This window comes from Priestia aryabhattai B8W22 (assembly GCF_000956595.1).
GTDB lineage: Bacteria > Bacillota > Bacilli > Bacillales > Bacillaceae_H > Priestia > Priestia aryabhattai.
The window spans coordinates 136,528-156,924 of the sequence record NZ_JYOO01000009.1 but is presented as its reverse complement, the minus strand read 5'-3'; the positions used below and the strand labels follow the sequence as shown (position 1 = coordinate 156,924).

Here is a 20,397-nt window from a genome sequence, read left to right as displayed (position 1 = left end):
TATCCCACTTGTTCGTTTCTAGATTAGATTGATTTAGGTATGTCTTAATGTTCTCTTCATGCTAAAAATTTTGGCGTTTTAAGTGCCAAGAAAATGTACATATGCCAATTATTTTTTCTTTTGTAAAAAAGAAAGAATGATATAAGTGGTGAAAGCCTTGATAAATAAAGAGGATGTGAAGTTTTATTAAAAGTTGGCACGCTATTTGCATAACTATAAAGTAAACAAAGATTTGCATACTAGGAGGTATATATCATGGTAGTTTCTTATTCTCATGAACCATTTACAAATTTTAAGGACGAAAACAATAAAAAGACATTTCAAGAAGCATTAACATATGTAAATACACAGCTTGGCAAAACGTACCCGCTTGTGATCGACGGTGAAAAAGTGGAGACTGAAGAGAAAATTACGTCTGTTAACCCAGCGAATATAAAAGAAGTGATTGGATATGTCTCTACAGTAAATAAAGATCTAGCAGAGCAAGCGATGCAGTCAGCTTTAAAAGCTTTTGAAACGTGGAAAAAATGGAAAGTAGAACATCGAGCAGATATTCTTTTCCGCGCAGCGGCCATCATTCGTCGCAGAAAGCATGAATTTTCTAGTTATCTTGTAAAAGAAGCGGGAAAGCCTTGGAACGAAGCAGATGCTGATACAGCAGAAGCAATTGATTTTTTAGAGTACTACGCACGTCAAGTCCTGACGTTAAAAGATGGTTCCCCAGTACAGAGCCGAGACGGTGAGTATAATCAGTACAATTATATTCCGCTTGGCGTAGGTATTATCATTTCACCATTTAACTTCCCGTTAGCTATTATGGCTGGAACAGCAGTAGCAGCTATCGTAACAGGCAACACGATTTTATTAAAGCCAGCTGATGCCACTCCTGTAGTAGCAGCGAAATTTGTAGAAGTAATGGAAGAAGCAGGTTTACCGAAAGGCGTATTAAACTTTATTCCTGGTGCTACACCTGAAATCGGTGACTACTTAGTTGAACATCCAAAAACACGGTTTGTTTCATTTACCGGTTCGCGCGCAGTAGGTTGCCGCATTTACGAACGAGCAGCAAAAGTACAGCCGGGACAAAAATGGCTAAAACGCGTTATTGCTGAAATGGGCGGAAAAGATACGGTGGTTGTAGACAAAGATGCAGATCTTGATTTAGCAGCTTCTTCAATCGTATACTCTGCATTTGGTTTTGCAGGGCAAAAGTGCTCCGCAGGTTCTCGTGCCGTTGTGCATCAAGATGTGTATGATGAAGTGCTTGAAAAAGCAGTTGCGCTAACCAAAACATTAACCGTTGGCAACCCGGAAGAAGTTTCGACTTATATGGGACCTGTTATTCACGAGGCTTCGTACAATAAAGTATTATCGTATATTGAAATTGGAAAAGAAGAAGGGCGTCTCGTTGCGGGAGGAGAAGCAGACAATTCAACTGGATACTTCATTCAGCCAACTATTTTTGCGGATGTAGATGAAAAAGCTCGTCTCATGCAAGAAGAAATTTTTGGTCCGGTAGTAGCATTCTCTAAAGCGCGAGATTTTGATCATATGATGGAGATTGCAAACAATACAGAATATGCATTAACAGGCGCTTTATTATCAAATAACCGCGAGCATATTGAACGCGCCCGTGAAGAGTTCCATGTTGGAAATCTGTATTTTAACAGAGGCTGTACAGGAGCGATTGTAGGGTACCAGCCTTTTGGCGGATTTAATATGTCAGGAACGGATTCAAAAGCAGGGGGACCGGATTATCTTGTTCTTCACATGCAAGCAAAAACAACATCTGAAACATTCTAATTGGGAAATAAGGAGGAATAAATATGACAACTGAAACACAAAAAACGGTGAAAATCATTGAGCAAACAGAAAAATTCGGGGCACACAACTATCATCCGCTGCCGATTGTAATTGAAAAAGCAGAAGGCGTATGGGTACACGATCCAGAAAATAATAAATATATGGATATGCTAAGTGCTTATTCCGCTGTTAACCAAGGGCACCGTCACCCGAAAATTATTGAAGCATTAAAACGTCAGGCTGATAAAGTAACGTTAACGTCACGAGCGTTTCATAATGATCAGCTTGGCCCATGGTATGAAAAGATTTGTAAATTAACAAATAAAAATATGGCTCTTCCAATGAATACGGGAGCAGAAGCGGTAGAAACAGCCATTAAAGCTGCACGCCGCTGGGCTTACGATGTGAAAGGTGTTGCTGAAAATCAAGCACAAATCATCGCATGTGTGGGCAACTTCCACGGTCGCACAATGACAGCTGTTTCATTATCATCTGAAGCAGAATATCAACGTGGTTTTGGACCGATGCTTCCAGGGCTTCAAACGATTCCTTACGGTGATTTAGAAGCGTTAAAAGCCGCTATTACACCAAATACGGCCGCATTTTTAATGGAGCCAATTCAAGGCGAAGCAGGTATTGTTTTACCTCCAGAAGGCTTCCTAAAAGCTGCAGCTGACTTATGTAAAGAACATAATGTGCTATTTATTGCTGACGAAATTCAAGTCGGCTTAGCGCGTACAGGCAAAATGTTTGCTTGTGATTGGGAAGGCGTAGAACCAGATATGCTGATTTTAGGTAAAGCGCTTGGAGGAGGAGTTTTCCCTATTTCTTGCGTAGTCGCTAACGAAGACATTTTAAGTGTCTTTAACCCTGGTTCTCATGGTTCAACGTTTGGAGGAAACCCGCTTGCTTGTGCCGTATCATTAGCTGCTTTGGAAGTAATTGAAGACGAGAAACTTCCAGCGCGTTCATTAGAACTAGGTTCTTATTTCAAACAGAAGCTCCAAAGCTTAAGTAATCCAGTTGTTAAAGAAGTGCGCGGCCGCGGTCTATTCATCGGGGTAGAATTACACGAAGAGGCTCGTCCTTATTGTGAAAAATTAAAAGACCAAGGTTTGCTTTGTAAAGAAACGCACAGTACGGTTATTCGTTTTGCTCCGCCGTTAACGATTTCAAAAGAAGAGTTGGACTGGGCAATTGAACGAATTGAAAAAGTATTTGCTGAGTAATCGGTTTAAAGTAAATAAAAATAGTACGATATATACATATCGTACTATTTTTATTCATATGCAGCTAAATGACGTTTTTATTTGATAGGCAGGAGGAATAGAAGTGTATACCCAACTCTCACGGCTAAGCATTGAAGAGCAAGTTGAATGTTTAACAAAAGCGTTAGTGAAAATCAAAAGTATCAATGGGACAAGCGGCGAAGTAAAGATTGCTGATTTTATTAAAGACACGCTTCAAAGTTTTCCTTATTTCAAAGAAAATCCGCTTCACATCTGGGAACAAAAAATTAATGGCGATACGCTAGGCAGAAAAAATGTATTTGCTTTTATTCAAGGAAGCCAAAAAAATACTCAAACAATTATTTATCACGCTCACTTAGATACGGTTGGCATTGAAGATTTTGGTTCATTAAAAGACATAGCGTTAGATCCAGAAGCACTTCAGCGCTATTTCTCTATGCATAATATTAATGAAGATGTACAGCGAGATGCTCGCTCAGGTGAATGGATGTTTGGAAGAGGAGCCGTTGATATGCAAAGTGGAATTGCTGTACATTTAGCTAATGTGCTGCATTTTACTAAGCATCAAAATCAATTAGAAGGAAACGTGCTTTTTATGGTCAATCCAGATGAGGAAAGTCAGCATGCTGGAATTATTTCTGCTGTTTCTGAGCTGAACCGTTTGAAAAAAGAAAAAAATCTTTTGTATACAGCAGCGATTAATACCGACTTTATTACACCTCTTTACGATGGAGATTCCACGCGCTATATTTATACAGGAGCCGCTGGGAAACTGCTTCCATGTTTTTATATTTACGGAAGGGAAGTACATGTAGGGGATACGCTTGCTGGCATAGATCCTAATTTGATTGCATCTGAGATTACGAGAAGCATCCATAACAATATTAACCTAGCTGAAAATATTGAAGGAGAGCTGGTACTGCCGCCTTCCTGCCTGTATCAGCGAGATAATAAAGAGGCTTATAATGTGCAAACCGCTGTAAGCAGTCATTTGTATTTTAACTATTTTATCTACGAACGAACGGCAAAAGAAGTGATGAGTCAATTAATTGGAACATCAATCGAAGCATGTGAAAAAGTGGAGAAAAAACTTTCTGATTATTACGAACTTTTTGCTCGGAGAACGAATTTACCAAAGCGAAACTTGTCTTGGAAAGTGGATGTTGTGAGTTTGGAAGATTATCTGGAAGAATTAGATCAAAAAGGGATAAGTGCTCAGGCTTGTATTGAACAAGCTTTCGAACAGTATGCGCATTTAGAACTTAGAACAAGGTGCTTTAAAGTAATTGAAGAACTTCAAAAGTTAGATCCGCATCAAAGTCCGCGCGTAATTGTCTTTTTTGCACCGCCTTACTTGCCTCATAATCACTTGAAGAAAGACGAAAGCAGAGATCAGCAGCTTCTTTATCCTTTACAAGCGGCTGTGGAGAAGGTTGGAAAACAGACGGGAGAGACATTTCAGTTTAAAAAATTCTTCCCCTATCTAGCGGATGGCAGCTTTTTATCTCTTCATGAGACAGATGAGGAAATCGATGCTTTTACACGTAACTTTCCGGGGTGGGGTATTGCAGGGTCGATTCCTTTCCGTGAAATTCGAGAGTTAAATATTCCGTCCATTAATATAGGAGTATATGGGAAAGACGGACATAAGTGGACAGAGCGAGTATACAAGCCTTATTCGTTCGGCGTCCTTCCTAAGTTGATTCAAGAAACAACTGTTCATATATTAAAAAGTTTTCATGCTTGTACAAACACCCTATAAGAAAATGAAGAATGGAGGTACCGATGAAGAGAGATACAGAACAAAACCAATTACAGAGAACAATGAAAAGCAGACATTTATTTATGATTGCGTTAGGAGGCGTGATTGGGACAGGATTATTTTTAGGTTCGGGTTTTACTATTAGCCAGGCGGGGCCGGGAGGAGCCATTCTTGCTTATATAATAGGCGGCTTCCTCATGTACTTAGTTATGCTTTGTTTAGGAGAGCTAGCGGTAGCAATGCCGGTTTCAGGTTCCTTTCAAGAATACGCTACAAGGTTTTTAGGACCTTCTACAGGCTTTATGATTGGATGGCTGTACTGGTTCAGCTGGGCAAATACGACAGGGCTTGAATTTACGTCAGCAGGAATTTTAATGCAGAGGTGGTTTCCTGATGTACCTGTATGGTCATGGTGCTTGATTTTTGGCGTCATTACGTTTTTAATTAACGCTCTTTCTGCTCGAAGCTATGCTGAAACGGAGTTTTGGTTTTCGAGTATTAAAGTTACGGCTATTATTCTATTTATTTTAATGGGAGGAGCTGCTGTTTTTGGTTTTATTGACTTTAAAGGAGGAGAATCCGCACCGTTTCTTTCACATTTCACCCAAGGCGCAGGTCTTTTTCCAAACGGGATACTGGCAGTTCTATTAACTTTAGTAACGGTTAACTTCTCGTTTCAAGGAACGGAGCTTGTCGGCATTGCAGCAGGAGAAAGTGAAAGCCCGGAGAAAACGTTGCCGAGATCTATTCGAAACGTCATTTGGAGAACGCTGTTTTTCTTTGTGTTAGCTATGTTTGTTTTAGTCTCTATTCTTCCATACAAAACAGCGGGAGTTATTGAAAGTCCGTTTGTTGCCGTATTAGATCAAATTGGCATTCCCTACGCAGCGGATATCATGAACTTTGTCATTTTAACAGCCGTTCTATCAGTGGCGAACTCCGGAGTTTATGCTGCTTCTCGTATGCTTTGGTCACTGTCAAACAGCAATATGGGGCCAAAATCTTTAAAGAAATTATCTTCAAAAGGTGTTCCAATTAACGCGTTAATTGTGACGATGATTATTTCAGGATGCTCGTTGATTACAAGCGTCGTGGCTGCTGAAACCGTATATCTTTGGTTTATTTCGATTTCAGGAATGGTGACCATTATTGTTTGGATGTCCATTTGTGCCTCTCAATTTATGTTCCGCCGTCGTTTTTTAGCGGAAGGGGGAGACATAAAGGAATTAAAATTTAAAACGCCGCTTTATCCGTTCGTTCCTATTCTAGGTTTCTGTTTGTATGGACTTGTATTAATCAGCTTAATTTTTATTCCAGATCAACGAATTGGTCTTTACTGCGGGGTCCCTTTAATTATTGTACTCTACGTGTATTATCACGTAGGAATCAAGAAAAATATTAAACAAAAACAATCGGATTCACCGGTTTATAAAGCAAAATAAAAAAGAAGTGCACAGTGCACTTCTTTTTTATTTAGAGCGGATGTTTAATCGTTTCATACGATATTGCAAGCTTTGTCTGGTCAGCCCTAGTATCTTAGCACTTTTTGAGATGTTGTGGTTGTATTGTTCAAGCGTTTGTTTAATACATTCTGCTTCGAACGCTAACAGCTGTTCCTTTAAAGGAAGAGAAGGGTGAAAAGCGCTTGGATAAGAAGGTGATTCACCGCTTGTTTTATCTTCAGAATGTTCATGCTGCTTTAGCTGGAACTTCGTTCTGTATTGAAAAGGAAGGTGAGAATAGTGAATAACGTCTTCATCCATCACCAAGTTCATGGCGCCTTCAATAATGTGTTCTAATTCCCGTACGTTCCCTGGCCAGTCATAAGAGAGAAAAGAAGACATGACTTGGTGATCTACGGTTTTTACATTCATCTGAAACAAATCATTGTATTTTTTGATGAAAAACTTTGTTAATTCAATAATATCTTCTTTTCGTTCACGAAGAGGAGGAATAAAAAGCGTCACGACGCCAAGTCGATAATATAAGTCTTTGCGTAATCGATTTTCTGCAATCGCATCGATTGGGTCTTCATTCATGTTCGCGATGACTCGAACGTTCACCGGTTTGTCTACTGTATCCCCAATTCTTCGTACGGTTTTTTCTTGCAGTACTCGAAGAAGCTTAGCCTGCAGATTTGGGTTTAACGAGTTGATTTCATCTAGCAGTAATGTGCCTCCTTGCGCTTGTTCGAAAAGACCGGGATTATCCATTGCACCTGTAAAAGCTCCGCGTTTCGTACCGAACAAAAGGCTTTCAATTAAATTATCCGGTAGCGCAGCACAGTTTTGTGAAATAAAAGGAGCAGAAGAGCGGCTGCTGCCATTATGTATGCTTTGGGCAAACAGTTCTTTCCCCGTGCCTGTTTCTCCAATAATTAAGACATAAGAAGGAGTTCTAGTGGCGCGCTTAGCATCTTCAATAACATCGTGAACGGCTTGGCTGTTTCCGATGATGCTATCAAACGTAAAGCGTGTGTTTCCTTTTTGCCTAATGTTTTGCCGGATTAGACGCTCTAGTTTCGTAACGTCTTGAGCAATTTCAACCGCTCCTTGAATGACCCCATTTTTTAAAATAGGGAAGGTATTATTAATCGTCGTGATTTCTTGTCCTTGATTGTTGAAATACGTTTGCTTGACGTTAACCGTTTCTTTTCCTTTTTGCAACGCCTGTACAAGCGTGCTTTGCTGATTTTCTTTGAACATAAATACATCTAACAAGTTTTTATGTAAAACGTCTTGTTCATCCATCAGCTCCATCTTTGTCATTTTTTCATTGTAAATAATGGTTTTTCCTGTTTCATCGACCGCATGGATACCGGCATCGACTTTATTTAAAATGGTTTCATATATATGTTTAAGAGTGCTTAATGTATCGGTCATTCAAATACTCTCCTTTAGCGGTGTTCATATCTCTATTTAAACAAAAATAGCTGAATTCTGATAGTGTTTCCACATAAAAATAAATGAATGACCGAAGAGAAATGTTATCCGTTTACAATGGATCCCCCATTAATGTGCAGAACTTGCCCGGACATATAAGAAGAATCAGAACTTGCCAAATATACATAGGCCGCTCCAAGCTCAGAAGGCTGTCCAGCCCGTTTCATAGGTGTGTTAGAGCCAAATGTTGCAACCTGCTGTTCGTCGAACGTAGACGGAATAAGAGGTGTCCAAATAGGTCCCGGAGCTACGCCGTTTACGCGAATGCCTTTTGTTGCGAGCGAAGCTGATAAAGAACGTGTAAAAGCAACGATAGCACCCTTGGTCGAAGAGTAATCAATGAGCTGGTCATGTCCATGGTAAGCTGTTACAGACGTTGTATTAATAATAGCGCTTCCTTGTTTTAAATGAGGCAATGCAGCTTTGGTCAAATGAAAAATTGAAAAAATATTTGTTTGAAACGTACGGGTAAGCTGTTCAGTCGTGATATCCGTAATGCTTTTTTGAGGATGCTGTTCAGCTGCATTATTGACTACAATGTCTATTTTTCCGAAAGTCTGAATGGCCTTGGAGATGACTTCTTGACAAAAATGCTCATCTCCTATGTCACCAGCAAGCAGCAAACAAGAAGCTCCCATTCGTTCAACTTGTTTTTTAGTTTCATTTGCATCATCATGTTCATTCAGATAGGTTATGACAACATTTGCGCCTTCTTTCGCGTAATGATAAGCGACAGAACGTCCAATGCCGCTGTCTCCTCCTGTGATAACGGCTACTTTGTCCTGTAATTTTCCGCTTGCCTTATAGTCTGGAGCGATAGAGGTAGGGACTGGATGCATATCTTTCTCAATACCTGGCTGAGTTTGCTGATGCTGAGGAGGGAAGTTTTGTTTTTGATTTTGATTCATTGGTATACACTCCTTAATTAATATGAGTATGTAAGCGTATACTAGTATTTGTTAAGAAAGTGTATCTATGCATAGGGATAAGCCTGAACGAATAAAAAAAGGCTTTGAAAGAAAAAATGAATGCCGGGGGCATCCATTTTTAGCGGTAATTAATAAATTGTACGTCAATAGGTAAATCAGCACTGCGAATAGCTGAAATAATTTGCTGCAGGTCATCACGATTTTTACCGCTTACGCGAAGCTGATCATCTTGAATCTGGCTTTTTACTTTTAAACCGGTATTCTTAATAATTGTATTTAGCTTTTTAGCGTTGTCTTTGTCGATACCTTGAATTAGCTTGGCGCGTTGTCTAACCGTTCCTCCAGAAGCATTCTCGATTTTTCCATATGAGATATTGCGTGTAGGTACGCCGCGTTTAATAAGCTTGGAAATCAGTACATCTTTTAACTGTTCAAGCTTAAATTCATCATCAGAAATAAGAACAAGCTCTTCGTTTTCAAGTGAGATTTCGCTTTTACTGCCTTTAAAATCATAGCGGGTTTTAATTTCTTTTGTTGCCATGGTAATGCCGTTTGTTACCTCTGACAAATCAACTTGTGACACAATGTCAAATGAACTATCTTTAGCCATAATAACCTCCATATGTAAAGAGTTTGTTCTTTTATTATAAATAAAACACAAACTGTATACAACTGATATTGAATAGAGGGCCGGTAATTGATACAATACAAGTTATGCTTTTTGTTGTAAGCTATAGAAGCAGCTTTTTTAAACAATGCATGCATTTCAGTTGATTTGAAATTTGAAATGCTGTCTGATGCAAAGTGAGAAGGTATGTGGTGAAGGAACAATCACTACTAATTTATATAAAGGATGGATAGAACGATGAATGTAGATGCTGGGATGAAAGCGTATTTAACAGTAAACCGGGAAACGCCGATTGGTTATATGTTAGCAGAAGGAGAAGAAGAAATTTTGCTACATAAAAATGAAACAACAAGAGAACTTGCTGAAGGAGAAGAAGTAGAAGTTTTTTTATACCTTGATCAGCATGACCGCTTAACGGCAACGATGCACTTGCCTCTTGTTGAAGAAGGTGTCTATGAGTGGGTTGAGGTCGTAGATGTTAATCCAGGTTTAGGCGTGTTTGTAAATATTGGTATGAACAAAGATATGTTAATTGGTTCAACAGACTTACCTGCGCTAGAAGAGCTGTGGCCAGAAGTTGGAAACAAGGTTTACTGTACGATGAAGATTTCAAAGCGCGGTAAGATGTATGGAAAAATTGCTACAGACGATGTGATGAAAGCAATGGCATTAGATGCTCCGCCTGAACTTTTTAATCGTGAAGTGAGCGGATACATCTATCGCGTACTGCGCGTAGGTTCATTTATTATGACAGATGAAGGATATGTTGGATTTATTCATGAAAGCGAGAGACGCAAAGAACCAAAGCTTGGTACGTATGTAACAGGCCGCGTAATTAATGTAAAAGAAGACGGAACGCTAAACGTATCGCTTCTTCCGCGCAAGCAAGAAAGCATGGATGAAGATGCACAAGTACTACACGATTACATGGAAAGCCGCGGTGGCGTTATGCCATTTTGGGATAAAAGCTACCCAGAAGATATTCGTGAGCGCTTTAATATGAGTAAAGCTGCGTTCAAACGTGCGCTTGGTAAACTGATGAAAGAAGGAAAAGTTTATCAAGAAGAAGGATGGACATATTTTAAAAAAGAAGAAAACTAAAAGGAGAAGCCGCTGAAAATTCAGCGGCTTCTTTTTATAAGTGATCAGTTTTTTTAGAAAATGAATGTTTTCCAAGCTCACGGTTGTGCTTAGCTTGAAGATTCTTTTCGTGAAGCTTTGCGTTATTATCTTTTGCTTTTTTATCGTTATCGCTCGTTTTTGGCATTGTGATACACCCCTTTTTGATCGTACCTTTAGAATGCCCCGACCTCTTTAAATTATTCGATGGTTTCGTTCAAAAAGAAGACTGCAATCGTCCCTGGGCCTGAGTGAGAACCTATGGCTGCACCAATAATATTAATAATAAAGTGTTTGGTTCCAAAACGTTCTTGAATCATCTCTTTCAGCTGAAGAGCTGTTTCTAAATCATCTCCATGGCTAATTCCAATGGTTTGAGAAGAGAGGTTGTTTCCTCGCTCTTCCATCACGTCAAGCATGCGCTTGAATACTTTTTTACGACCGCGGATTTTTTCGATTGGAATTAATTTTCCATCTTCTACATGAAGCAACGGCTTAATATTAAGCAGACCTCCTACAAAAGCAGAAGCTTTGCTCACGCGGCCTCCTTGAGCAAGAAAATCTAAGTCATCAACCGTAAAAATATGCTCCATATGAAGAGCGTATTGCTTTATTTTTTCTGTCATTTCTACTAGCGAGAGGTGTTGGTGTAATAATTGTACTGCATAATAAGTAACTACTCCCTGGCCAAGAGATGCACATTTCGTATCAATTATTTCTAATTGGAAATCGGGATACTTTTCTAGGAGTTCTTCTCGAATCATCATTGCTGTTTGGTATGTACCGGACAATTCCGAAGAAAAAGCTAAATAAATGCACGAATCACCTGATTTAGCTATGTTCTCAAAGACTTCATACATAGTAGTTGGAGCCGCTTGAGACGTTTTTGGCATCTTGCCTTTACGGATGGCTTCGTAGACAGAAGCTGGTTCAATCGTTTGTAAATCTAAAAATTCTTGATTATCCAAACTTACGCGAAGCGGTAAAAAGCCAACGTTATTTTCTTGAAAAAAGGATAAAGGCAAATCGCTTGCACTATCGGTTAAAAGTTTAATTGACATAAATGTCACCTTCCTAATTGCATTTATAAAATATTAAATGAGTTTGATGTATAAACATTGAAAAGCGTTATATACGACATATTATTAGTGTATAAGCACTTTGAGGAAAATACAATTTTTGAATAAGTTTTTTTAATTCTGCCAAATCGTACATACTATATGTACTAACTATTTTAAAGATGCTGACTTTATTCATTTTATAAATGGGTATAAGAGAGTAAGAAGTTTTAAAAAAAGCGGAGGTCGGTCATTTGAATATGTGGCTTGAAACAAAAAAAGCGATAGTCGTCTTAGTAGGAGCATTATTGAATGCGCTTGCACTCAACTTGTTTTTGATACCTGCTAATGTATATTCGAGCGGCTTTACGGGAGTAGCACAGCTTGTTTCGAGTATCGTGACAGATTATACTCCTTTTACTATTTCCACTGGAGTGCTGCTGCTGTTGTTAAATATTCCTGTAACTGTTTTAGGGTGGAAAAAAGTGGGGAAGTCATTTACTGTTTACAGTTTTATCAGCGTTGCTGCAACAACTTTGTTTCTTGGAATGATTCCTATTCAAGCACTTTCTAAAGACATCATTCTTAACGCAGTTTTTGGAGGGGTTATTTTAGCGGTAGGGGTCGGAATTACATTGAAATTTGGAGCTTCAACGGGTGGGCTCGATATTATTGCCCTGATTTTGTCTCGAGTAAAAGACCGACCAATTGGCACTTATATGTTCATATTAAATGCAATTATTATCGTGCTAGCAGGTCTTTTATATGGTGCGGAGAAGTCACTCTATACGCTTGTGACGCTTTATACGACCACTCGCGTCATTGATGTTATTCATACGCGTCATGTCAAACTCACAGCGATGATTGTAACAAAAAAAGGAGTGGAGCTAAGAAAGGCGATTCACGCCAAACTCGTGCGAGGGATTACGGCGGTGCCGGCTAAAGGCGGCTTCACAAACGAAGATAAAGAAATGCTAATGATTGTTTTGACTAGATATGAATTATTTGACTTGGAGCGAGTGATTAAAGAGGTAGATCCTAAGGCATTTACCAATATCGTTCAGACAACGGGAATCTTTGGTTTGTTTCGCAAGGATTAAAAAAGGTCCAGGTATTAATTACCTGGACCTTTTGTATTAATGTGTGCCTTTTAAGTCATTAGAAAGCTCTTGAAGCTGAGCTTGTTCTTCAGGAGAAGCATTTTGCTGCGCATGAGACAGCATGTCAGCTGCAATGTTTTCATCAGAACCTGCAGACGTATGAGCCTGAGAGGGCTGATGGTTTTGACCAGCAGCTCCCAATGTATTCTGAAGCTGCTGAAGCTGAGCTTGTTCTTCAGGTGAAGCACTTTGCTGTGCATGAGACAGCATATCAGCTGCCACGTTTTCACTAGATGTGTGAGCTTCATCGTAAGCGTGAGAATGACCGCCTTCTAAAGTGCTTTGAAGCTGTTCAAGCTGGCTCTTTTCTTCAAGAGAAGCATTTTGCTGTGCATGAGACAATATATCAGCTGCAACGCTCTCACTGGACGTATGAGCTTCACCGTGAGCGTGAGAATGACCGCCTTTTAAAGTGTTTTGAAGCTGTTCAAGCTGAGCCTTCTCTTCAGGAGAAGCATTCTGAACGATATGAGAGAGCGTATCCGACGTAATATCTGCGCTTTTCTCTTGTGAATGTGATTCTCCATCTGTATCATACGCTTGATGTAATGAATTTTGGAATTGCTTCAGCTGTTCTTGCTCCTGTGGAGAGGCGTTAGAAGCAATACTATTTAATACGCCTTCTGAAATATCAAGCTCACCGTTGCCGTGCTTCTGGCGGTGAAGCTGATCGTCTGAGTGACCGGATACTGCATTTCGAATCGCATCTTTTACTTGACCAAAAAGTGAATTTTTCATAAGTTACTGTCCTCCATGAGGAGTTTGGCGCTGCTGAGCTTGAAATGCTTCTGCCTCCGCCATAGTCATATGATAAGGAATTCGTTCATCATGTTTTTGAACTGCGTCTGCACCTTGTTTCACAAAACGTTTTGATCGATTGCCTCTGCCCATCATAAATTCCTCCCCGTAATATAAATAAAACCGACACTTTAAGAAGTGTCGGTTATAGTGTGTGCTAAATAAAAAAAATGATAGCGATAAAAATTTACCTTGCTTTTCAAAAAAAGCTAAGTTATAAATTTAACGTTTTTTCCAAATAATAAGCAATACCATCATTTTCATTCGATTTTGTTACTTCACGCGCTAGGTGCTTTAATTCGCTAATACCATTTTCCATGGCGATTCCATGTCCTGCAAATTTAATCATTTCAAAATCATTATCTTCATCTCCAAACGCAATAATTCGTTCGCGTGGAATTTGATAATGATTAGCTACGCGCTCAAGACCTACCGCTTTATTAAGGCCTTTTTTGACAATTTCAACAACATGCCAAGGTGCTCCCCAGCGTCTGTGCTCTAGTACTTCTGCATGAACATCTGAAAGGTGAGAGCGTATATCTTGTACATGTTCTTCATCTGCATGAATCAAAATAGACGTTGGATCGTGCTGCAGCGTATGACGCAAATCACCCGTTTGTAATTTGGGATCTCCTAGGCTGAGTACATCCATTAATTTACGATCTTCAAAATGAAGATACACATCATCTTGTACTTCCGCCATGATGTTGTTGATGCGGTAGTCTTGCATGGCTGTCACAATGTCATGGACAGTGCGGCGGTTTAAAGGTTCGTGATGCTTGCCGAAATCAGACTGAAGGGGATGATGGACAAGCGCTCCGTTAAAGTTTACGATAGGTGTGGATAAATTTAACTCGCTGTAATACATAGCACTGGAACGATAAGGTCTCCCAGTCGCAATCATTACAACATGGCCTTCTTGTTTGGCTTTTTCTAATACTCGTTTTGTTTTAGGTGAAATGGTTTTTTCATTCGTTAACAATGTTCCATCCAGATCTAATGCGATTAAGTGCTGATCGTTTCTCATATAGGCTCCTTTTAAATTGAAGTAGTTATACGATTATATTGAATTCTACTAATATTCATGCTTGTATTCCCATATTTTACACAACTTTTCCTCGTGAGAAAAGCAGAACGATTGACATGTCAAAATGGTCTTGTTACGGTGTAAGTCATAGTTATTATTGATTGCTTATGATAAATTGTTTCAGGGTATATTTAATACGTGAAGATAATTACGGAAGTAAAAGAAAGGAGAATGAATGTGGAGAAACAGTTAGAAGATAAAATCATGGAATCACTAGAAGAAGTGATTGATCCAGAGCTTGGTGTTGATATTGTAAATTTAGGCTTAGTTTACGGTGTAGAAATGGAAGAGAACAACACAGTCATCGTGACGATGACGTTAACTTCCATCGGCTGCCCGCTAGCTGGTGTGATTGGAGAACAAGTGAAAAAACAATTAATTTCGCTTGAAGAAGTAGAAAATGTAGAAGTGAATATCACATTTAATCCGCCATGGGATAAAGATCGCATGACACGCTACGCTAAAATTGCATTAGGTGTTCAATAAAAAAAAGCCATCAACGATGGCTTTTTTTATTTATTTCAATTCTGCACAATTCCACAGGGCATTCCTCACAGTCTATTTCTTCCTTTAAGAAAGAGAGCTTATGAATGATAATTTTTCCATCTGCCATTGAAATTACTTCATTTTTTCGCAACTCAGCGAGCATGCGATTGACCACTTCTCGGGATGTTCCGCATAGATTAGCGATCTCTTGATTTGTCAAAGTTACGTTTAATAAAATACCATTTGGCTTCATTACCCCAAAACTATTGGACATGCGAATCAGAGTAGAATAGAGAGCTCCTTTTTTTCCATTTAGAATTAAGTCTCTAAATTTTGTCTGCATTCGCTTAATTTGTAATCCCATCCACTTCATGTACTCCATAGAAAGAGCCGGGTATTGTGTTAGTTCGTTTTCTAACACCCGTTTTTGAATACTGATTGCCGTACAAGGTTCAATAGCTTTTGCTTGAAGCATGTGGGGAGTAGATCCGCAAAACAGCATAACTTCCCCCACTAAGTCTCCTGAACTCGCGAGCTGAAGCGTCAGCTCGCGTCCTTCCGGTGTCACTTTACCTACTTGCACGGCCCCTGACGTAATAAAAAATAAATGAGTTGAAGTCGAGCCTTCTTGAAACAGAAAGTCACCTTTTTTAAACGAAACTTTATGATCAAAGTCCATAAAAAATTGCTGCAGCTCATTTGAAAAAGAATCCGATGTGATGTTCATCATGTTATCACCTTTTAATTAAAATTTTTGTGACTGTTACTTATTAATCTATTAAGTTAGAACAGTCTGTATATGCTGTACGTCCACTAGCCGTATGAAAAAATGTCATACGGATGATTTTTATCGCTATTCTCATTATACACAAAAACAACCAGTGTTTTCCAAAATTATCTGTGAACAATTTCTAAACAAAAATAGAAAGATAGTTATAAAAATAAAAACTTATGAATAAATAAAAATGTTTAAAAATATAGAATAAAGTGTTGGATTTTTTAAATATTCATTTGATTTTATTTTTATACGGTATTATAATGATAAATAATTCAAATAGATACGTGGAAAAAGGAGTTTTAAAATGAAAGAATATAAGGTAGGGATTGTTGGAGCAACAGGTTATGGAGGAGTAGAACTGATTCGTTTGTTAGCGAATCACCCGCATTTTCATGTTTATGCAGTTTATTCATCCTCTCAGGACGGGGTGGAACTAGCAGAAGTTTATCCTCACCTTTCTAATACTGTATATACACTGCAAGATATAAACCCTAAGAACATGGCCAAAGAATTAGATTTAGTGTTTACAGCAACTCCGTCCGGTGTTTCTAGCAAACTTGTACCTCAATTAATAGAAGAAGGAATAAAAGTGGTAGATCTATCTGGAGATTTTAGATTAAAAACAGAAGCGCTTTATGAAAAATGGTACAAAAAGCCTGCTGCAGCCGAAGCATTTTTACAACAGTCTGTGTACGGATTAGCAGAATGGTTTGCAGACGAAGTCGAAAGCAGTACGTTCGTTGCGAACCCGGGCTGTTATCCAACAGCTACACTGCTTGGGCTAGCTCCTCTCGTTAGTAAACAAATGGTGAAATCAAACTCTATCATCATTGATGCAAAGTCTGGAATCTCAGGAGCAGGACGCGGTCTTTCGCAAATGGCTCATTATGCTGAAATCAATGAAAATATGAAAATATACAAAGTTAATCAACATCAGCATATCCCAGAAATCGAATCTATTCTAGAAAAGTGGGATGAGGAAATTGGCCATGTTACGTTCAGTACGCACTTAGTTCCAATGACGCGAGGGATTATGAGTACAATATACGCTGAACTTTCTGAAGACAGCTCAATACAAGAGCTTCATCAGCTATATGTAGATACATATCAAAACTCCCCGTTCGTTCGCGTTCGAAAAGCTGGTGAATTTCCTTCTACTAAAGAAGTAAGTGCATCAAATTATTGCGATATCGGTATTACATTTGACGAACGAACAAAGCGTATCACGATTGTTTCTGTCATTGATAACTTAGTAAAAGGGGCAGCGGGTCAGGCCATTCAAAATGCCAATATCATGATGGGATTTGAACAGCAAGCGGGTATCGGACTACTGCCTGTCTTCCCATAAAAGCAAAGCATCACTAATCACGATAAAAGCAGGAGGGAACGTATAGTGATTACGGTTAAACAAACGAAAGAAAAGATAAAGAAAATAGAGAACGGTACAATTGTAACACCGCTAGGTTTTTCAGCAGACGGCGTTCATGCTGGTTTACGTTATGCTAAAAAAGATTTAGGAGTTATTGTAAGCGATGTGCCTGCTAATTGCGCAGCTGTTTACACGCTTAATGCCTTCCAAGCGGCGCCTTTAGCTGTTACAAAAGAAAGTGTAGCAGTGGAGCAGAAGCTGCAGGCGATTGTTGTGAACAGCGCATGTGCAAATGCATGTACTGGAGAACAAGGATTAAAAGATGCATACCAAATGCGAAATACATGTGCAGAAAAGCTTAATATCCTACCTCATCATGTAGCGGTAGCTTCTACAGGGGTAATTGGAGAGCTTCTAGATATGGAAAAAATCGTGAAGGGCATTGGGTTATTAAGTCCTTCGTCGAACAAAGAAAAAGCAGAAGAATTTCAAACGGCTATTTTAACAACAGATACAGTGATGAAGTCAGCTTGCTATCAAACAAAAATTGACGGCAAAACGGTTACGATTGGCGGTACAGCGAAAGGGTCAGGTATGATTCACCCGAATATGGCTACGATGCTTAGCTTTATAACAACGGATGCTAAGGTTGAAGCTTCGGTGCTGCAAGATGCGCTGGGGTCTATTACAAATAAAAGCTTTAATCAAATTACAGTGGATGGTGATACGTCAACCAATGATATGGTTGTTGTTTTAGCAAATGGAAAAGCTGATCACCAGTCGCTTACACCAGATCATCCTGAATGGAATTCGTTTTATGAAGCACTGCGCTTGACGTGTGAAGATTTAGCCAAACAAATTGCACGTGACGGTGAAGGAGCAACAAAACTAATTGAAGTAAACGTATCTGGTGCTAATACAAACGAAGAAGCAAATGTGATTGCTAAACAAATTGTAGGCTCGAACTTAGTGAAAACGGCCATGTATGGAGCCGATGCCAATTGGGGACGAATTATTTGTTCAGTTGGCTACAGCGGCGTAGCGCTTAATCCAGAAGCAGTGAACGTTTCGTTAGGTGATATCCAGATGTTAAAAAACAGCCAGCCTGTTTCATTTAGTGAAGAAGAAGCAAAAGCTTATTTAGAAAATGATACGGTTGAAGTCTATGTTGACTTGCAGCAAGGAAGTGGAATTGGCAAAGCGTGGGGCTGTGATTTGACTTACGATTATGTCAAAATCAACGCCAGTTATCGAACGTAAGGAGAGAGTGAAATGAGCACTGAAAAAATCGTTGTTGTAAAATGCGGAGGCAGTATTGTCAATCAGTTAACAAGCGCCTTTTTTGAAAGTATTCAGCAGTTAAAAGCGAGTGGATATCAGATCATTGTCGTGCACGGAGGTGGACCGGATATTCAAGATACGCTTACCAAACTTCACATTGAAACGGAATTTGTAGATGGGCTTCGAAAAACGTCTAAAGAAGCATTAGAAGTTGTAACTATGGTATTAGCAGGCAAGGTTAATAAGCAGCTTGTAAAAGATCTACAAAAAGCGAATTTAAAAGCGGTAGGATTATCAGGAATTGATGGATTATTGCTTAAAGCAGAGGCTATTGATGTTGAACGTCTAGGTTACGTTGGAGAAGTAAAAGGTGTAAACGATACGTTGGTAAAGCAATTAACTGACAGTCAGTATATTCCAGTTATTTCTTCCATTGGAGCCGATGAAGAAGGCAATAGCTATAACATTAACGCTGACGTGGCGGCGGGAGCTGTTGCACAAGCAGTAAATGCTGAAAAGCTGATGTTTGTAACGGATGTAAAAGGTGTGCTAAAGGATGGAACATTGCTTCCTGAACTTACAAAGTCAGAGATTGATGCACTTATTGAAGAAAAAGTAATTTACGGCGGAATGATTCCGAAAGTGACATCAGCGGTAAATGCGTTATCTCCTTTACTTGAAGAAGTTCATATTATTAGCGGAACTGATGGATTTTTAGATAAGGAAGGAAAGCTGATTGGTACAGCAATTAAATATAGTGGAAAAGGTGGAGAAGATAGCGATGAGTTCATTGTTTCCAACATATCAACGGTTTGATATCCACGTGGAAGAGGCGCAAGGAACAAAATTAATAGATAACAAAGGAAATGAGTATTTAGATTTTATTTCAGGTATCGCTGTTTGTAACGTAGGTCATCGTCATCCGGATGTTCAAAAAGCGGTCGAAGAGCAGTTAAATAAAGTGTGGCATGTGTCAAATCTATTTCATCAATCGATTCAAGAAGACGTAGCAGGTAAGCTTGTGGAACACTCAAACGGTGATGCAGTATTTTTCTGTAACAGCGGTGCAGAAGCGAATGAAGCGGCGATTAAATTAGCACGCAAGTACACACAAAAACACAAAATTATTACGTTTACAAAATCATTTCATGGACGTACATTTGCTACAATGACAGCTACAGGGCAGGCAAAAATTCATGATGGCTTCGGTCCTCTTGTTAATGAGTTTGTTTATGTGCCATACAATGATGAAGAAGCATTAAAACAGGAAATGGACGACAGCGTAGCAGCAATTATGGTTGAAGTCATTCAAGGAGAAGGCGGAGTTGTTCCAGGAACCGAAGCATTTTTATTAACCATTCAAGAACTGTGTAAAAAGCACGAAGCACTGTTTATAGTCGATGAAGTGCAAACTGGAATCGGCAGAACAGGAAAACCATTTGCCTATCAGCATTTTAATGTGTCACCAGATATTATTACAGCAGCTAAAGGGTTAGGAAGCGGAATGCCGGTTGGTGCGATGATTGGAAAAGGCTATCTCAAAGAAGCGTTTGGACCTGGTACTCACGGAACAACCTTTGGAGGAAACCCAATTGCATTAGCTTCAGCCAAAGCAACTTTAAACATTATTTTTAATGAAGCATTTTTGGCAGAGGTTACAGAAAAAAGCTTTTATTTTATCAACGCTTTGAAAAATAGCGTAGCAGATTATTCATTTGTAACGGATGTTCGCGGAAAAGGTTTTATGATTGGAATTGAATGCGGGGAACATCAGTCGGCACTGCTTGCAGCTATGCGTGAAAAAGGATTGCTAGCACTGGGAGCAGGACCGCATGTAGTACGATTGCTGCCGCCTTTAACTGTAACAAAAGAAGAGTTAGACCAAGCGATTCATATCATTGAAGAAGCGTTTAGCCAAACAAAAATTACTTCATAATACAAATTTTT

20 protein-coding genes are annotated in these 20,397 nt (G+C 39.2%); 11 read left to right on the top strand and 9 right to left on the bottom strand.

Annotated features, from left to right (window positions below):
- Positions 1–255 precede the first annotated feature (255 nt).
- The 4 genes from pruA (at position 256) to N178_RS09560 (ending at position 6,257) form a co-directional block, all read left to right on the top strand.
- Entirely contained in the window at positions 256–1,803 is a 1,548-nt protein-coding gene (pruA, locus tag N178_RS09575) for an L-glutamate gamma-semialdehyde dehydrogenase (protein WP_045291950.1), read from the top strand.
- A 23-nt stretch (positions 1,804–1,826) separates the two neighbouring features.
- Entirely contained in the window at positions 1,827–3,032 is a 1,206-nt protein-coding gene (locus tag N178_RS09570) for an ornithine--oxo-acid transaminase (RefSeq protein WP_045291949.1), read from the top strand.
- A 103-nt stretch (positions 3,033–3,135) separates the two neighbouring features.
- Positions 3,136–4,815, top strand: coding sequence for a M20/M25/M40 family metallo-hydrolase (locus N178_RS09565; protein ID WP_045291948.1), 1,680 nt, complete (start codon positions 3,136–3,138; stop codon positions 4,813–4,815).
- 23 nt (positions 4,816–4,838) lie between these two features.
- Positions 4,839–6,257 (top strand): amino acid permease, encoded by a 1,419-nt coding sequence (locus N178_RS09560; protein WP_045291947.1) that lies wholly within the window; start codon positions 4,839–4,841, stop codon positions 6,255–6,257.
- 27 nt (positions 6,258–6,284) lie between these two features.
- Here N178_RS09560 and N178_RS09555 read toward each other — a convergent pair whose 3' ends face one another.
- The 3 genes from N178_RS09555 to N178_RS09545 form a co-directional block, all read right to left on the bottom strand.
- Entirely contained in the window at positions 6,285–7,697 is a 1,413-nt protein-coding gene (locus N178_RS09555; RefSeq protein ID WP_045291946.1) for a sigma-54 interaction domain-containing protein, read from the bottom strand.
- Positions 7,698–7,801: 104 nt separating this feature from the next.
- Positions 7,802–8,665, bottom strand: coding sequence for an SDR family oxidoreductase (locus tag N178_RS09550; RefSeq protein ID WP_045291945.1), 864 nt, complete (start codon positions 8,663–8,665; stop codon positions 7,802–7,804).
- 139 nt (positions 8,666–8,804) lie between these two features.
- Positions 8,805–9,296 (bottom strand): YajQ family cyclic di-GMP-binding protein, encoded by a 492-nt coding sequence (locus N178_RS09545; RefSeq protein WP_013055376.1) that lies wholly within the window; start codon positions 9,294–9,296, stop codon positions 8,805–8,807.
- A gap of 255 nt (positions 9,297–9,551) precedes the next feature.
- Between N178_RS09545 and N178_RS09540 the strand changes: the two genes are divergently transcribed.
- Entirely contained in the window at positions 9,552–10,415 is an 864-nt protein-coding gene (locus N178_RS09540; RefSeq protein ID WP_045291944.1) for a CvfB family protein, read from the top strand.
- A 34-nt stretch (positions 10,416–10,449) separates the two neighbouring features.
- Here N178_RS09540 and N178_RS25855 read toward each other — a convergent pair whose 3' ends face one another.
- Both N178_RS25855 and N178_RS09535 read right to left on the bottom strand, forming a co-directional pair.
- A complete protein-coding gene (locus N178_RS25855; RefSeq protein WP_013055378.1) occupies positions 10,450–10,581 on the bottom strand; it encodes a DUF3941 domain-containing protein in 132 nt (43 codons plus the stop codon).
- 52 nt (positions 10,582–10,633) lie between these two features.
- Entirely contained in the window at positions 10,634–11,494 is an 861-nt protein-coding gene (locus tag N178_RS09535) for a DegV family protein (protein WP_045291943.1), read from the bottom strand.
- Between the two features lie 257 nt (positions 11,495–11,751).
- Here N178_RS09535 and N178_RS09530 point away from each other — a divergent pair, with 257 nt between their 5' ends.
- Positions 11,752–12,591: a YitT family protein gene (locus N178_RS09530; protein ID WP_045291954.1), complete on the top strand. Its 840-nt coding sequence runs from the start codon at positions 11,752–11,754 to the stop codon at positions 12,589–12,591.
- A 36-nt stretch (positions 12,592–12,627) separates the two neighbouring features.
- Here the strand turns inward: N178_RS09530 and N178_RS09525 are convergent, their stop codons facing one another.
- The 3 genes from N178_RS09525 to N178_RS09520 all read right to left on the bottom strand — a co-directional run bounded on the left by N178_RS09525 (position 12,628) and on the right by N178_RS09520 (position 14,476).
- The gene (locus tag N178_RS09525; protein ID WP_045291942.1) at positions 12,628–13,389 is read right to left on the bottom strand and encodes a DUF3813 family protein; all 762 of its coding nucleotides are present in this window, start codon (positions 13,387–13,389) and stop codon (positions 12,628–12,630) included.
- A gap of 3 nt (positions 13,390–13,392) precedes the next feature.
- Positions 13,393–13,545 (bottom strand): hypothetical protein, encoded by a 153-nt coding sequence (locus N178_RS26995; RefSeq protein WP_013055382.1) that lies wholly within the window; start codon positions 13,543–13,545, stop codon positions 13,393–13,395.
- A 118-nt stretch (positions 13,546–13,663) separates the two neighbouring features.
- Complete coding sequence (locus N178_RS09520) at positions 13,664–14,476, bottom strand: Cof-type HAD-IIB family hydrolase (protein ID WP_045291941.1); 813 nt, start codon at positions 14,474–14,476, stop codon at positions 13,664–13,666.
- Between the two features lie 237 nt (positions 14,477–14,713).
- Between N178_RS09520 and N178_RS09515 the strand changes: the two genes are divergently transcribed.
- Positions 14,714–15,022 carry a metal-sulfur cluster assembly factor gene (locus tag N178_RS09515; protein WP_013081729.1) on the top strand — a complete coding sequence of 103 codons (309 nt, stop codon included), beginning with the start codon at positions 14,714–14,716 and terminating at the stop codon, positions 15,020–15,022.
- A 10-nt stretch (positions 15,023–15,032) separates the two neighbouring features.
- On the opposite strand, the gene N178_RS09510 is transcribed toward N178_RS09515, so the two are convergent.
- Complete coding sequence (locus N178_RS09510; RefSeq protein WP_045291940.1) at positions 15,033–15,752, bottom strand: Crp/Fnr family transcriptional regulator; 720 nt, start codon at positions 15,750–15,752, stop codon at positions 15,033–15,035.
- A gap of 352 nt (positions 15,753–16,104) precedes the next feature.
- On the opposite strand from N178_RS09510, the gene argC reads away from it, so the two are divergent.
- Genes argC through N178_RS09490 form a run of 4 tightly spaced genes read left to right on the top strand, consistent with a single transcriptional unit; the run spans position 16,105 to position 20,386 of the window.
- Entirely contained in the window at positions 16,105–17,148 is a 1,044-nt protein-coding gene (gene argC, locus N178_RS09505) for an N-acetyl-gamma-glutamyl-phosphate reductase (RefSeq protein WP_045291938.1), read from the top strand.
- Positions 17,149–17,196: 48 nt separating this feature from the next.
- Complete coding sequence (gene argJ / locus N178_RS09500) at positions 17,197–18,429, top strand: bifunctional ornithine acetyltransferase/N-acetylglutamate synthase (RefSeq protein ID WP_375156309.1); 1,233 nt, start codon at positions 17,197–17,199, stop codon at positions 18,427–18,429.
- Between the two features lie 12 nt (positions 18,430–18,441).
- Positions 18,442–19,266 (top strand): acetylglutamate kinase, encoded by an 825-nt coding sequence (argB, locus tag N178_RS09495; protein ID WP_045291936.1) that lies wholly within the window; start codon positions 18,442–18,444, stop codon positions 19,264–19,266.
- Complete coding sequence (locus N178_RS09490) at positions 19,232–20,386, top strand: acetylornithine transaminase (RefSeq protein WP_045291935.1); 1,155 nt, start codon at positions 19,232–19,234, stop codon at positions 20,384–20,386. The genes argB and N178_RS09490 overlap by 35 nt, the downstream gene beginning before the upstream one ends.
- Positions 20,387–20,397 lie beyond the last annotated feature (11 nt).

Excerpts from the sequence above, each read along its gene's own strand:
- argB (WP_045291936.1), top strand. The coding sequence starts at position 18,442 with ATGAGCACTGAAAAAATCGTTGTTGTAAAATGCGGAGGCAGTATTGTC.
- N178_RS09520 (WP_045291941.1), bottom strand. The coding sequence starts at position 14,476 with ATGAGAAACGATCAGCACTTAATCGCATTAGATCTGGATGGAACATTG.
- N178_RS09530 (WP_045291954.1), top strand. The coding sequence starts at position 11,752 with ATGTGGCTTGAAACAAAAAAAGCGATAGTCGTCTTAGTAGGAGCATTA.
- N178_RS09535 (WP_045291943.1), bottom strand. The coding sequence starts at position 11,494 with ATGTCAATTAAACTTTTAACCGATAGTGCAAGCGATTTGCCTTTATCC.
- N178_RS09550 (WP_045291945.1), bottom strand. The coding sequence starts at position 8,665 with ATGAATCAAAATCAAAAACAAAACTTCCCTCCTCAGCATCAGCAAACT.
- N178_RS25855 (WP_013055378.1), bottom strand. The coding sequence starts at position 10,581 with ATGCCAAAAACGAGCGATAACGATAAAAAAGCAAAAGATAATAACGCA.
- N178_RS09525 (WP_045291942.1), bottom strand. The coding sequence starts at position 13,389 with ATGAAAAATTCACTTTTTGGTCAAGTAAAAGATGCGATTCGAAATGCA.
- argC (WP_045291938.1), top strand. The coding sequence starts at position 16,105 with ATGAAAGAATATAAGGTAGGGATTGTTGGAGCAACAGGTTATGGAGGA.
- N178_RS09570 (WP_045291949.1), top strand. The coding sequence starts at position 1,827 with ATGACAACTGAAACACAAAAAACGGTGAAAATCATTGAGCAAACAGAA.
- N178_RS09490 (WP_045291935.1), top strand. The coding sequence starts at position 19,232 with ATGAGTTCATTGTTTCCAACATATCAACGGTTTGATATCCACGTGGAA.
- N178_RS09540 (WP_045291944.1), top strand. The coding sequence starts at position 9,552 with ATGAATGTAGATGCTGGGATGAAAGCGTATTTAACAGTAAACCGGGAA.
- pruA (WP_045291950.1), top strand. The coding sequence starts at position 256 with ATGGTAGTTTCTTATTCTCATGAACCATTTACAAATTTTAAGGACGAA.
- N178_RS09510 (WP_045291940.1), bottom strand. The coding sequence starts at position 15,752 with ATGATGAACATCACATCGGATTCTTTTTCAAATGAGCTGCAGCAATTT.
- N178_RS09560 (WP_045291947.1), top strand. The coding sequence starts at position 4,839 with ATGAAGAGAGATACAGAACAAAACCAATTACAGAGAACAATGAAAAGC.
- N178_RS26995 (WP_013055382.1), bottom strand. The coding sequence starts at position 13,545 with ATGATGGGCAGAGGCAATCGATCAAAACGTTTTGTGAAACAAGGTGCA.
- N178_RS09545 (WP_013055376.1), bottom strand. The coding sequence starts at position 9,296 with ATGGCTAAAGATAGTTCATTTGACATTGTGTCACAAGTTGATTTGTCA.
- N178_RS09555 (WP_045291946.1), bottom strand. The coding sequence starts at position 7,697 with ATGACCGATACATTAAGCACTCTTAAACATATATATGAAACCATTTTA.